Here is a 13,046-nt window from a genome sequence, read left to right as displayed (position 1 = left end):
GACGCCGCTTTACGGTTACTGATTGTAGCGGTGCGGGAACGCCGGCGTGAGGGGCGAACGCGTGAGCTTTCTCACATTTGATCGTTATCGTTCACGCCCGATCCGCCGGCGGATCCCCACTTGTTCCATTCGCGCGTCTGCTCGTCCCATACGGTGTTGCGCTCCTTGGCGATCTTCCACGCGTCGATCGCGTCCTGACGCGTCTTGTACGGCCCCATGCGCTGTCCGATCGGCGAGAGCTTGCCCAGCTCCGGCTGTTCGGTGACGGTGTTGAAATACCATTCCTTGTCGGTCATCATCGCTCCTTCTTCGTCGAACGGCCGCGCACATGCCCGAAATCGGGAACGTGCGCGGCCGAATCGCGTATCGATCATGTACGCGTATCCGCGCGCGGCGTCCGTACGGCGAACGCCCGGGCGAACGCTACTCGCGGAACGCGTTCGTCACCGGCAGGCGGCGGTCGCGGCCGAACGCGAGCGCGGTGACCTTGGGCCCCAGCGGGTACTGGCGGCGCTTCCATTCGGCGCGGTCCACGAGACGCATCACCGTGTCGACGGTCTGCTCGTCGAAGCCGTCGGCCAGCAGGTCGGCGCGGCCGTGCGCGTGCTCGATGTATGCGGCGAGCACCTTGTCGAGCAGCCCGTATTCGGGCAGCGAGTCGGAGTCCTTCTGGCCGGGGCGCAGTTCGGCGCTCGGCGCCTTTTCGATCGAGCTGACCGGGATCATCACGCCGTTCTTGAGCGGTTTGCCGGGGTCGCCCTGCTCGTTGCCGACGATGTGCAGCCCGCCGATGCCCATGCCGGCCGCGGCCGCACGGTTGCGCCAGCGGCTCAGCTCCCACACGCGCGTCTTGAGCAGGTCCTTGATCGGCGCATAGCCGCCAACCGCGTCGCCGTAGATCGTCGAATAGCCGCATGCCAGTTCGGACTTGTTGCCGGTGGCCACCGCAAGCAGGCCCTTGGAGTTCGAGTAGGCCATGACGATGACGCCGCGGATGCGCGCCTGCAGGTTTTCGGCGGCCACGCCGTCGAGGTCGAGCTGCTTCTGGTAGGCGACGAACAGCGGTTCGATGGGCTGGACGTCGTATTTGGCGCCGATGTTGTCCGCGAGGTCGGCCGCGTCGTCCTTGGAGCCGTCGGACGAGTACATGCTCGGCATGGAGATGCCCTGCACGTTCTCGCCTCCCACCGCGTCGGCGGCCATGGCGGCCACGAGCGCGGAATCGATGCCGCCGGACAGGCCGAGGCACACGCCGCGGAAGCGGTTCTTGGCCATGTAGTCCTTGAGGCCGAGCACGCAGGCGGTGTACACCTCCTCGTCCGGGTCGAGTTCGGGCGCGATCTCGCCGGGCGTCTGGCGGTCGGCCGTCGTGTCGAGGTCGAAGAAGCTCAGGTGCTCCATGAACATCGGCGAGCGCGCGAGCATGGTGCCGTCGCGGTCGACGACGAAGCTGCCGCCGTCGAAGACGAGGTCGTCCTGTCCGCCGACCTGGTTGACGTAGATGACCGGCGCGTTCACTTCGGCGGCGCGGCGCGCGGCGAGCTCGTGGCGCACATGCGTCTTGCCCTCCTCGTACGGCGAGCCGTTCATGGTCATGAGCACGTCGACGCCGCGCTGCGCGAGGTCGGCCACCGGGCCGCCGTCCTGCCAGATGTCCTCGCAGATGGCCACGCCGATGCGCGCGCCGTCCACGTCGAGCACGACGGACCTGTCTCCGGCGGCGAAGATGCGGAATTCGTCGAACACGCCGTAGTTGGGCAGGAAGTGCTTGTCGTATCCGGCCCAGACGACGCCGTCGTGCAGCACCACCATGCGGTTGCGCGGCTTGTCGGAGGCATGGTCGGTGCCGACGGTGCCGACGGCCACGTACAGGTCGCCGAGCCCGTTGGCTTCGAGTTCGGTGGCGAGCCAGTTGGCTTTGTCCCATGCGGCCTGGCGGAACGTGCGGCGCAGCGCCAGGTCTTCGATGGGGTATCCGGTGAGCGTCATTTCGGGGAAGACGACGACCTGCGCGTGGTGCTGCGCGGCGAGGTGCGCGTAGCGCATGATCTTGTCGGCGTTGCCGTCTAGGTCTCCGACGCAGGTGTCGATTTGGGCGAGTGCGAAGCGAATCTGTGTCATAGCTGCCAGTGTAGTTCGTCCGGTGTAGTTCGCGCCGGCGCGACATGGTTCGCCGCGCCGGGCGTCCGGCCGTGGTCAGGCGATCTCGTCGAGCACCTTGAGCGCGGCGTTGACGTAGAAGTTCACGGTCGGTTCGACGGCCGCGTCGAGGCCGACGAAGTGCGGGCTGTGCCAGTCGGCGCATCCGGGCTCGCCGTTGGAGCCGATGAACGCGAACACGAGGCGCGACTTGACGGCGTATTCGGTGAAGTCCTCCCCCGCCATGCTCGGGATGATCGGCTTGAGCGTCGCGTAGTCGCCGACTTCGCCGGCGACGGCCGCGCCGAGTTCGGGATCGTTGACGAGCGGCTGCTGGATGCAGTCCCAGTCGATGTCGGCGCTGATGCCGTATGCCGCGGCGGTCTGCTTGACCACGGTCTCGAAGCGGCCGTGGACCAGCGGCTCGTCGGTTTTCTCGAAGAAGCGCACGGTGCCCTTGAATCCGGCTTCGGCGGGGATCACGTTCCACACGTCGCCGCCGCGCACGGCGGTGATGGAGAGCACGACCGCGTGCAGCGGGGATACGTTGCGGCTGACGATGGTCTGCAGCGACAGGATCATGGAGGCGAGCGCCTCGATCGGGCCGGTGCCCTTCTGCGGGTAGGCGCCGTGCGTGCCCTGCGCGTGCAGGGTGACGTCGAACTTGACGCAGCCGGCCATCATCGGCTGGGGGCCGATGGCGATTTCGCCGGGCTTGTAGTTGGGGTTGTTGTGTGTGCCGATGATCGTGTCCACGTCGTCGAGCACGCCGGCGGCGAGGACTTCGCGCGAGCCGATGCCCTGCTCTTCGGCGGGCTGGAAGAGAATCTTGATGCTGCCGGCGATCCGGTCGCGGTGTTCGGCGAGCCAGAACGCGGCGCCAAGCAGGCCGGACATGTGCAGGTCGTGGCCGCAGCCGTGCATGACGCCGTCGTTGAGCGACGTGAACGGCAGTCCGGTGTCCTCGTGGATGGGCAGACCGTCGATGTCGGCGCGCAGCGCGATGCGCGGGCCGGGCTTCGCGCCTTCGATCAGGCCGACGAGTCCTGTGTCGAGGCCGCTGTCGAGCACTTCGATGCCGTGTTCGCGCAGCTGGTCGGCCAGGTACTTGGTGGTGTCGTATTCCTTGAAGCTCAGTTCGGGATGCTGGTGCAGGTAGTGGCGGATGGCGATCAGGTCGTCGCCTGCGGTGATGTGTTCGGTCATGGTGCCTCCTTGGTTGGTGTGCGGCCGCCGCATGACGGCCGCGGATGCGATGGTTGGGACGATTGGATGGTTTCGTGCGGACGTGCGGAAGCGCAAACGTTCGTACGGCGCGTCACTGCTGGCGTTTGAGGATGCGCTTGGCGATCGCGTTCGCGATGCCCTGCACGACCTGCACGAGCACGATCATGATGATCACGGCCGTCCAGGTGACGGTCTGGTCGAACTTCTGGTAGCCGTAGGCGATGGCGAAGTTGCCAAGTCCGCCGCCGCCGATGTAGCCGGCCATCGCGGACATGTCGAGCACGCCGATGAACAGGAACGCGTAGGCGAGGATGAGCGGGGCGAGCGCCTCGGGGATGAGCACGGTGCGGATGATCGTGAGCTTGGAGGCGCCCATGGCGCGGGCAGCCTCGATCATGCCGTGGTCCACGGGCACGAGGTTCTGTTCGACGAGGCGCGACGTGGCGACGGTGCACATGACGACCATCGGGAAGATCGCGGCCACGGTGCCGATCGACGTGCCGACCACGGCGATGGTGACCGGCTGCATCGCGGCGAGGAAGATGATGAACGGGATCGGCCGGATGATGTTGACGATGAAGTCGAGGATGCGGTAGACGACCGCGTTCTCGAACAGGTTGCCGGGTCTCGTGCCGTACAGCACGACGCCGAGCACGAGGCCGAGGAAACCTCCGATCACGAGCGTGATCAGCACCATTTCGAGCGTCTGGCCGATGGACTGGAACAGGAGCGGTTTGAGCACCGTCCAGTCGGTCGGACGCGCGGCCAGCAGGACCGGTTCCGCCATGGCGTTCGTCGGGTATGCGTTCATCGGGGCTCCCCTTTCTCGTTCTCGTCGCGTTCGCCGTGCCGGTCGGCTCCGGCCGCGCGCGGGCCGGCGGCCGCAAGCGCCGCATCGTAGTCGACGGGACACGCTGCCGTGCCGAAGTCGATGAGATCGCTGTCGCGGCCCAATTCGTCGAGGAACGGGCGCAGCCGCGCCTCGTCGCCGGAGAATTCGTAGGTGATCGCGCCGATCGCGCTGCCGCCCACCGTGTCGATGCCGCCGTACAGCAGGCTGCTGGCCACGCCGTGACGGGCGATCAGTTGCGAGATGTTCTGGCCGGACGCGGCCACGGCGTCGCCGTGCTCGCCGGCGGCCACGTCCTTCTGCCGGATCAGGACGGTCACGATCCTGCCCGGCCAGTCGCGGTGCAGCTGCGCGACGCGTTCGGGTTCGGGCACGCCGTCCACGGCCGTGGCGATGAACCGTTTGGTGACGGCCTCGCGGGGAGCCGCGAACACGTCGTACACGTCGCCCGACTCGACGACGCGTCCGGCGCTCATCACGGCCACGCGGTTGGCGATGCGTTGCACGACGTTCATCTGGTGCGTGATGACCACGATGGTGATGCCGAATTCTTCGTTGACGCGTTTGAGCAGCGCGAGCACCTCGCTGGTGGTGTCCGGGTCGAGCGCGCTGGTCGCCTCGTCGGCGAGCAGGATCTCGGGGTTCGTGGCGAGCGCTCGGGCGATGCCGACGCGTTGCTTCTGCCCGCCGGACAGCTGCGACGGATACTTGCCGGTCTGGTCGGCGAGTCCGACGAACTCGAGCAGTTCGGCGACGCGGCGGTCCTGATAGTCCTTGCGCCAATGGTCGAGCTGTAGCGGATAGGCGACGTTCTGCGCGACGGTTTTCGTGGAGAACAGGTTGAACTGCTGGAAGATCATGCCGATTTTCTGGCGGATCGGCCGCAGCTGGGACTCGCCGAGCGCCGTGACGTTGCTGCCGAGCACGGTGACCGTGCCGGACGTGGGCCGCTCCAGTTCGTTGATGAGGCGGACCAGCGTGGATTTGCCGGCCCCCGAATAGCCGATGACGCCGAACACGTCGCCGCGGTTGATGGTCAGGCTCACGTCGTCGACGGCCCTGAACGCCCGTTTGGCGCCCCTGTCGCGGAATTCCTTGACCACGTGGTCGAACGTGATGATGGGTTGGGACATGCGGTTCTCCTTGTCGATGCGCGCGCCGCACGCATGGTCGAGGCTCCTCCCGCCGCGCCGGGCGCGATGGGAGGAGCCGTGATGCCGATGGCCGGCGTCATGCCGATGCTACGCCGTTCGGGCTACCTTGCACCGGCGGACGGACGGTCACTGGGCCTTGGCGTCCTTTTCGATGTCGGCCAGGTAGCCCTGCAGGTCGGAGGCGCTGAACTTGTCGGCGAAGACGGCGGTGCCGCCCGAGTTCTCCTGCAGCTTGTCGAGCACGTCCTTGGTCTGGAAGATCTTGATGAGCTTCTTGTAGGTCTCGTTGTTCACGTCGGCCTTGCGGGAGACGAACACGTTGATGTACGGGCGGGCTTCCTCGCTTTCGGCGTTGTCCTGGTAGATCGCGTCGGTGGGCTTGAGGCCGGCGTCGGCGACGTAGTCGTTGTTGACGACGCCCGCGGCGATGGTCGGGTCCTTGAGCGAGTTGGCGACCTGTTCGGCCTTCAGCGGTGTGACCTTGACCTTGGACTTGGCGGTGTCGATGTCGGCGGGCGTGGTGAACGCGGTCCAGTCGCCCTTGAGTTCGACGAGGCCGGCGGCCTTGAGCACGCCGATGGCGCGCGCTTGGTTGGTTTCGTCGTTCGGGATGGCGACGGTGTCGCCGGACTTGATGTCCTTGATGCTCTTGACCTTGTCGGAGTACACGCCGAGCGGGTAGATGGCGGTGCCGCCGATCGGCTGGAGGTCCTTGTTGTTCTGCACGTTGTAGTTGGCGAGGTAGAGCAGGTGCTGGAATTCGTTGAGGTCGAGCTCGCCGGAGTCGAGCGCCGGATTTTCGGAGGTGTAGTCCTGGAAGTCGACGATCTTGACGTGGATGCCCGCCTCTTCGGCCTTCTTCTGGAACACCGTCCACTGCGGGTCGGTGGCGCCGACCACGCCGATCTTGACCGGGTTGTTCGCGGAGCCCTTCGCGTCGCTTTCGTTGCCGTTGGCGATGCGCAGACCGAAGAACACGGCCACGGCGACGAGGGCCACGACCACGACGGCGATGACGACGTTGCGCACGGTGTGGTTGACGCGCACCGGCTCGTTCGGGTTGACCGGGGATGCCGGCTGCTGGGTTGTGCTTGCCATGAGTCTTCCTCTCTCATGCTTGGCTTGATGACGTATCCCACCATACGTCGTCCACGCCGGCGAATCGGCGGAATGGGGCGGATTGCCGTATACGCGTTGCTTATAGCGCGCGGCAACGGCCAATGTCCGCGCGGATGCGATAACCCGTTATCGACGCGCATGCCCGTCGCCGATGCCGCATTGCGGACGCGGCCACGGACATGTCGGGGCGGTGCGACGACCCCGCGCGCCCGCGTCGGCCGCTACACTGGGAACGTAACGTTGTGACGACGCGCAAGACAGGCGGAGGTTTGGCCATGACCATGACGGACACGATTCACGGCGCATCCGCGGCACGGGACATCCGCGCCGCGTTCTTCGACATCGACGGCACGCTCACCAGCTTCGTCACACACGTGATCCCGGACTCGACGATCCGCGCGTTGCACATGCTGCAGGACCGCGGCGTCAAGGTGTTCATCTGCACCGGCCGCGCCCCCTCGCACATGACGGTGGTGCTCGACATGATCCCCGTACGGTTCGACGGCATCGTGGGCCTGAACGGCCAGTACTGCTTCGATGACGGCGGGTTCCTTGAAAAGGAGTCGCTCGACCCGGACGACATCGCCACGGTGGTCGGCTGGCTGGACGCGCACCCGGACGTGGTGGCGAACTTCTGCGAAAAGGACTACGTGTACTTCAACCAGGTCACCGACTCCATGCGCCGCACGTGGGCGCAGCTGGGCAAGACGGCGCCCGCCGTGCACATCGACGACCCGCACGCGCGCACGATCAGCCACGAGACGTTCCAGATCAGCCCGTACATCACCCTCGAACAGGAGGCCGAGGTGACGGCGCTGTGCCGCAACGTCAAGGGCGTGCGCTGGCATCCCGACTTCACCGACCTGATCCCGGCCGACGGCGGCAAGCCGGAGGGCATGAAGCGCTTCATGCGCCATTACGGCTGGACGCGCGAGCAGACGATCGCGTTCGGCGACGGCGGCAACGACGCGGCGATGCTCGAGTTCGCGGGAATCGGCGTGGCGATGGGCAACGCCACCGAACCGGCCAAGGCCGCGGCCGACTACGTCACCGACGACGTCGACCACGACGGCATCATGAACGCGCTGCTGCATTTCGGCATTCTGTAAGCCGCTCGCAATACACGACGGGCGTATGCTTCAGGGAATATCACCCATTCCCTGAAGCATACGCCCGTCATCATATATGCGGCGCAGGCATGCGCGGCTCGTCACGCCGGAATGCCGAACCGGCGTTTACGGGCCTTGATCGGCTCGATCATCAGGCCGAGACGCTGCAGGCGCACGAGCACGGCAATGGCAAGGCCGCCAAGCACGATGACCGGCACAATGCTCGCCTCAAGACCGAACGAACCGCCGGTCAGCCACTCGGGACCGTTCCACTGCGCGACCAGCCACGAACGCTGTTCGCCCGTGCCCGAAACGATCGACCCGAAGATCGGCCCTTCGGCCATGTTCCACATGAAGTGGAATCCCATGCACCACCACAGCGAGCGCGTGGCCAGATAGATCGCGCCGAACAGCAGGCCGGCTTCGATGGCAATCGCGAGACCGCCCCAGAGGGAACCGTCCGGATTGGCCCAGTGTATGATGCCGAACACGAACGCGGAGAGCACCACCGCACCCCATGATCCGAGTGATTCTTCGGTGAGTCGCAGCAGTATGCCGCGCATCATGATTTCCTCGGCGATGCCGGCGGTGAATCCCATCGTCAGCAGGTCGGCCCACGGCGAGTAGCCTGCGTCGAATCCGACGATCCGGTAGCCGCCGAACAAGGCGATCACGCCGAGGCACACCGCAATGCACGCGAAGGCGGCGATCATGCCGCGAATCACGCCGAACGCGCGCCGCGGCGACAATTCGGCCGGCGGACGGCGTCGTTCCATGACGAGCGTGACGATCAGATACGCGACGACGGCCGCCGTCAATTCGGCGATCGAGTTGACCACAACCACCGGTGAAGACGTGCTCAATGAGTCCGGCGCCCATGAGCCGTCCGGCAAGTTCATGGCCACTATGGTGAAGCCGATGACGTATACCGTCATCATGACGCCCAGCAGGATGCCGACGAACGCCAGGCCGCGCGACCATGCGCGAAATCGCAAGGGCTCCCGCGGATCGTACCAGCGGTGGGGATGGTCGGCGGCGAGCAGGTCGTATTGGCGGATCGGCAGCGTGTCGCCGAGCAGCAGATGATGGAGGCCGGCCGCTCCCGCGCGCTGCGGTTGCGGCGACGATCCCGGCGATGGTTGCAACGACGGCGTTGCGGACGAACCGGACGGATCGTACTGTCCGGGCGACGTCGGCAGAGGTGTGTCGGACGATGGCGGAGTGACGTTGCTCATGATGAGTCCCTTCTCGTATGCTGCATACGCGTCATACCGTGTATGCCATACTCCAAGTACAGCACGGGCCTCACCAACACGCCGGCGGCGGTCGTCATGTGTTGACGAACACACGGCAAACACACGGCAAACGAACGGAGAATATGGGGAGCATACGATTGTGGCCTCTCCTTGTCGGGAGAGGCCACATCGAACAGCGTCAGCTATGCGCGCGAACGCAACGACGACGGCAAAGCGTCACAGCACGTCGACCGACAGGATGCCGGCCGGTTCGAGCGGCGCGTCGGAACGGTCGGTCGGCAGCGCTTCGAGCTTGTCGACGACCTTCTTGGACTCGTCGTCGGCGACCTCGCCGAAGATCGTGTGGTGGCCGTCGAGCCACGGGGTCGGCACGGTGGTGATGAAGAACTGCGAGCCGTTGGTGCCGTGGATCTTGCCGTCGCGGCCGCGGCGCAGGCCGGCGTTCGCCATGGCGAGCAGGTACGGGCGGTCGAACTTGAGATCGGGGACGATCTCGTCGTCGAAGTCGTAGCCCGGGCCGCCGGTGCCGTTGCCGAGCGGGCAGCCGCCCTGGATCATGAAGTCCTTGATGATGCGGTGGAACGTCAGGCCGTTGTAGAACGGCTCGTGCGACGGCTGGCCGGTGAACGGGTCCGTCCACTCCTTCTCGCCGGTGGCGAGGCCGAGGAAGTTCTTGACGGTGACCGGGGTCTCGTCGTCGAACAGGTTGATCTTGATGTCACCTTCGGAGGTGTGCATAACGATGGTACTCATAGCGCACCAGTGTGGCAGACGCTCCCGACCGGACGGCGCAAACCGCGCGGCCGGGAGCTGACGGGCGACGAGACGGGGACTGGAGGGCGGAACGCTAGTCCTGCATCTTGCGCAGCCGCGGCTCCTGCGACTCCTTGGTGCCGGTGATGCGGTACACGTCGAACACGCCATCGATCTTGCGCACGGCGGCCAGCAGACGGTTCAGGTGCTGCGGGTCGGCCATTTCAAAGCTGAACTGGCTGATGGCGACGCGGTCGCGGCCGGTGGTCTGCGAGCCGGAGATGATGTTGACGCCATGATCGGCGAGCACGCGCGTGATGTCGGAGAGCAGGTGCTGGCGGTCGAGCGCCTCCACCTGGATCTTGACCATGAACAGGCCCTTGGTGCTGGTCCACTGCACGTCGACGACGCGCTCGGGCTGGCGCCGTTCGAGGTCGAGCATGTTCTGGCAGTCGGTGCGGTGCACGGACACGCCCTGATTGCGCGTGATGAAGCCGATGATCTTGTCTCCGGGCACGGGCATGCAGCAGCGGGCGAGCTTGACCCACACGTCGCCCACGCCCTTGACGGACACGCCGAGCGAGCTCGTGGTCTTCTTCGCCGATTCGACCTGGCGCAGCGGCAGGGCCTCCTGCTCCACCTCCTCGTCGACCTCGTCGCTTCCGGCGTCCTTGACGAGGTGCGCGATGACGTTCTGCGTGGAGATCTGCCCGTCGCCGATGGCCGCGAACAGGTTGTCGACGCCGGAGCAGTTGAGCTCGTCGGCCACGCCGACCAGCGCGCCCGGGGTGAGCAGCGTGGCGATCGGCAGGTTGCGCTTGCGCATGGCGCGCGTCAGCTCGTCGCGCCCCTCCTCGATGGCCTCAGTGCGGCGCTCCTTGGAGAACCACTGGCGGATCTTGTTGCGCGCCTTGGGGCTTTTGACGAAGCTCAGCCAGTCGCGCGAAGGTCCGGCGGTCTCGGACTTGGAGGTGAGCACCTCGACGGTGTCGCCGTTTTCGAGTCGGGTGTCGAGCGGCACGAGACGGCCGTTGACGCGCGCGCCCATCGTGCGGTGTCCGACTTCGGTGTGCACCGCGTACGCGAAGTCGACGGGGGTCGCGTCGGCCGGCAGGGAGACGATCTTGCCCTTCGGCGTGAACACGTACACTTCGGCCGCGCCGAGATCCTCCTTGAGCGAGCCGAGGAACTCCTTGGAGTCGGGCGTTTCGCTCGTCCAGTCGGCCAGCTGCTGAATCCACTTGAGGTTGTCGGCCTCGCTCAGCTCCTGTGCCTCGCCGTCGCGCTTGAGGTCGGACTTGTCCGGCGAGCTCAATGCGCGGCCGGCCTGCCCGTTCGCCTTGTACTTCCAGTGCGCGGCGATGCCGAATTCCGCGCGCCGGTGCATGTCCCACGTGCGGATCTGGATTTCGACCGGCTTGCCGCCCGGACCCACGACCGTCGTGTGCAGCGACTGGTACATGTTGAGCTTCGGCATGGCGATGTAGTCCTTGAAGCGGCCGGGGACCGGGCTCCAGCGGGCGTGCACCGCACCGAGGGCGGCGTAGCAGTCCTGGATCGTGTCGACGATGATGCGCACACCGACCAGATCGTAGATGTTGGAGAAATCGTGCCCGCGCACGATCATTTTCTGGTAGATCGAGAAGTAGTCCTTTGGCCGACCGGTCACGTACGCCTTGATGTGCTGCGCGTCGAGGTCCTCGTTGATCTCGGCCAGGATCTGCTTGAGGTACACGTTGCGCTGGCCCGCGCGGCGTGCGACGAGCACGACGATCTCGTTGTAGATCTTCGGGTAGAGCACCTTGAAGCTGAGTTCCTCGAGCTCGGTCTTGATGGCGTTCATGCCGAGGCGGTTGGCAAGCGGCGCGTACACGTCGAGCGTTTCGCGCGCCTTCTTCTGCGCGCCGGACGTCTTCACGTACCGCCATGTGCGCGCGTTGTGCACGCGGTCGGCGAGCTTGACGACGAGCACGCGCACGTCGCGGCTCATCGCGACGACCATTTTGCGGATCGTCTCGGCCTGCGCGGAATCGCCGTACTCCATCTTGCTCAGCTTGGTCACGCCGTCGACGAGTCCGGTGACGGTGTCGCCGAACTCGGCGCGGCACTGGTCGAGCGTGTAGTCGGTGTCCTCGACGGTGTCGTGCAGGAGGCCCGCCGCGACGACGAGCGGACCCATGCCGAGATCGGCGAGGATCTGCGCGACGGCGAGCGGATGGATGATGTACGGCTCGCCCGACTTACGCCGCTGGGGCGCGTGCTGCGTGACCGCGCGGCGGTAGGCGCGCTCGAGGATGGACAGGTCCTCCTGCGGATGGTGCGCCCGGCACGATTCGACGATCGGCTTGAGGGGGTTGAGCGGATCATCGCTGATTTCACAACCCAACATGCGTGCCGCGCTATAGTCGCCTTCAGCGTTAGCCATGATCCACCTCTCTCTCGTGTAATGAGTGTTATCCTACCTCGTTTGCCGCCTCACGCGCGCCCGGTTCCCGCCGATTCCGCCGTATCGCCCGGGCGCTTACTTCGAGGCGACGCCGGTGGAGCCGAAGCCGCGTTCGGCGCGGTCCGATCCCGGCAGCGTCTCGGCCGGAATGAACCGGGCCTCGGCGTAGCGCTGGATGACCAGCTGGGCGATGCGGTCGCCGGGCTCGAAGCGCACCGTGTGCTCGGGGTCGAGGTTGATCAGCGGCACCTTGATTTCGCCGCGATAGCCGGCGTCGATGGTGCCTGGCGCGTTGAGCACGGTGACGCCGCGCTTGACGGCGAGGCCGGAGCGCGGATGCACGAGGCCGACGTAGCCGGCGGGCAGCGCGATGGCCACTCCGGTGGGCACCAGCGCCCGCTGGAACGGCTTGAGTTCGACCGCCTCGGTGGTGATCAGGTCGGCGCCGGCGTCTCCGGCGTGGGCGTAGAACAGTTCGGCCGGATGATCGGGGTCAAGGGACTTGACGAGCACCTCGACGGTTTCCGGCTCGTTGTACGTTTCGTCGATCGCCATCAGGCGGCGCACTCCTTGCACACCGGCTGGCCGTCTTCGGTGGTGTAGGCCAGCTGGCTGCGGTGCTTGACCAGATAGCATTCGGAGCAGATGAACTCGTCGCCCTGCATCGGGATGACGGTCACCGAGGCGTCCTCGTTGCTCAGGTCCGCGCCGGGCAGCTCATAGTCCTCGGCGATGGCGTTCTCGTCATCGTCGATGTCGCTGGAGGAGTTCTGCGATCCCTTGCCGAGCGCCTGCAGCGACTCCTCGTCCTCGTCCTTGTTGCGAGGGGAATCGTAATCCTGAGCCATCGTGTTCCTTTCTCGAATGTGGTTCTTCTGCGCCATAGGATACATGACTTTTGCCCGGCTTAGGATACGCGGGTCGAAATACTCGTAAAATACGACACGTAAGGCACAATGGATACGGTAATACTCGATGAGGGAAAGTGGTGCG

The 13,046-nt window shown here is 65.9% G+C and carries 12 protein-coding genes; 1 reads left to right on the top strand and 11 read right to left on the bottom strand.

Annotation, left to right across the window (positions count from 1 at the left end):
- Nucleotides 1–71: 71 nt before the first annotated feature.
- The 6 genes from KIH79_RS04705 to KIH79_RS04680 all read right to left on the bottom strand — a co-directional run bounded on the left by KIH79_RS04705 (nucleotide 72) and on the right by KIH79_RS04680 (nucleotide 6,468).
- Nucleotides 72–296 (bottom strand): hypothetical protein, encoded by a 225-nt coding sequence (locus tag KIH79_RS04705; RefSeq protein WP_219058355.1) that lies wholly within the window; start codon nucleotides 294–296, stop codon nucleotides 72–74.
- Nucleotides 297–423: 127 nt separating this feature from the next.
- Entirely contained in the window at nucleotides 424–2,121 is a 1,698-nt protein-coding gene (locus tag KIH79_RS04700; protein ID WP_219058354.1) for an NAD+ synthase, read from the bottom strand.
- 75 nt (nucleotides 2,122–2,196) lie between these two features.
- Nucleotides 2,197–3,345, bottom strand: a complete 1,149-nt coding sequence (locus KIH79_RS04695) for a M20 metallopeptidase family protein (RefSeq protein WP_219058353.1) — start codon at nucleotides 3,343–3,345, stop codon at nucleotides 2,197–2,199.
- Nucleotides 3,346–3,457: 112 nt separating this feature from the next.
- Entirely contained in the window at nucleotides 3,458–4,153 is a 696-nt protein-coding gene (locus KIH79_RS04690) for a methionine ABC transporter permease (protein WP_219058374.1), read from the bottom strand.
- Nucleotides 4,154–4,173: 20 nt separating this feature from the next.
- Entirely contained in the window at nucleotides 4,174–5,349 is a 1,176-nt protein-coding gene (locus KIH79_RS04685; RefSeq protein WP_219058352.1) for a methionine ABC transporter ATP-binding protein, read from the bottom strand.
- Between the two features lie 147 nt (nucleotides 5,350–5,496).
- The gene (locus KIH79_RS04680) at nucleotides 5,497–6,468 is read right to left on the bottom strand and encodes a MetQ/NlpA family ABC transporter substrate-binding protein (RefSeq protein ID WP_219058351.1); all 972 of its coding nucleotides are present in this window, start codon (nucleotides 6,466–6,468) and stop codon (nucleotides 5,497–5,499) included.
- Nucleotides 6,469–6,764: 296 nt separating this feature from the next.
- On the opposite strand from KIH79_RS04680, the gene KIH79_RS04675 reads away from it, so the two are divergent.
- Nucleotides 6,765–7,598, top strand: a complete 834-nt coding sequence (locus tag KIH79_RS04675) for a Cof-type HAD-IIB family hydrolase (protein WP_219058350.1) — start codon at nucleotides 6,765–6,767, stop codon at nucleotides 7,596–7,598.
- 101 nt (nucleotides 7,599–7,699) lie between these two features.
- Here KIH79_RS04675 and KIH79_RS04670 read toward each other — a convergent pair whose 3' ends face one another.
- The 5 genes from KIH79_RS04670 to KIH79_RS04650 form a co-directional block, all read right to left on the bottom strand.
- Nucleotides 7,700–8,833 (bottom strand): CPBP family glutamic-type intramembrane protease, encoded by a 1,134-nt coding sequence (locus tag KIH79_RS04670; protein WP_219058349.1) that lies wholly within the window; start codon nucleotides 8,831–8,833, stop codon nucleotides 7,700–7,702.
- Between the two features lie 237 nt (nucleotides 8,834–9,070).
- The gene (locus tag KIH79_RS04665) at nucleotides 9,071–9,607 is read right to left on the bottom strand and encodes a peptidylprolyl isomerase (RefSeq protein WP_219058348.1); all 537 of its coding nucleotides are present in this window, start codon (nucleotides 9,605–9,607) and stop codon (nucleotides 9,071–9,073) included.
- A 94-nt stretch (nucleotides 9,608–9,701) separates the two neighbouring features.
- Nucleotides 9,702–12,032, bottom strand: coding sequence for a RelA/SpoT family protein (locus KIH79_RS04660; RefSeq protein WP_219058347.1), 2,331 nt, complete (start codon nucleotides 12,030–12,032; stop codon nucleotides 9,702–9,704).
- Between the two features lie 96 nt (nucleotides 12,033–12,128).
- Entirely contained in the window at nucleotides 12,129–12,608 is a 480-nt protein-coding gene (dut, locus tag KIH79_RS04655) for a dUTP diphosphatase (protein ID WP_219058346.1), read from the bottom strand.
- A complete protein-coding gene (locus KIH79_RS04650; RefSeq protein WP_163231041.1) occupies nucleotides 12,608–12,901 on the bottom strand; it encodes a DUF4193 domain-containing protein in 294 nt (97 codons plus the stop codon). The genes dut and KIH79_RS04650 overlap by 1 nt, the downstream gene beginning before the upstream one ends.
- Between the last annotated feature and the right edge of the window lie 145 nt (nucleotides 12,902–13,046).

Source organism: Bifidobacterium miconis (assembly GCF_019331735.1).
GTDB lineage: Bacteria > Actinomycetota > Actinomycetes > Actinomycetales > Bifidobacteriaceae > Bifidobacterium > Bifidobacterium miconis.
Note: the sequence above shows the minus strand (reverse complement) of the source record. Positions and strands in the feature narration are given on the sequence as shown.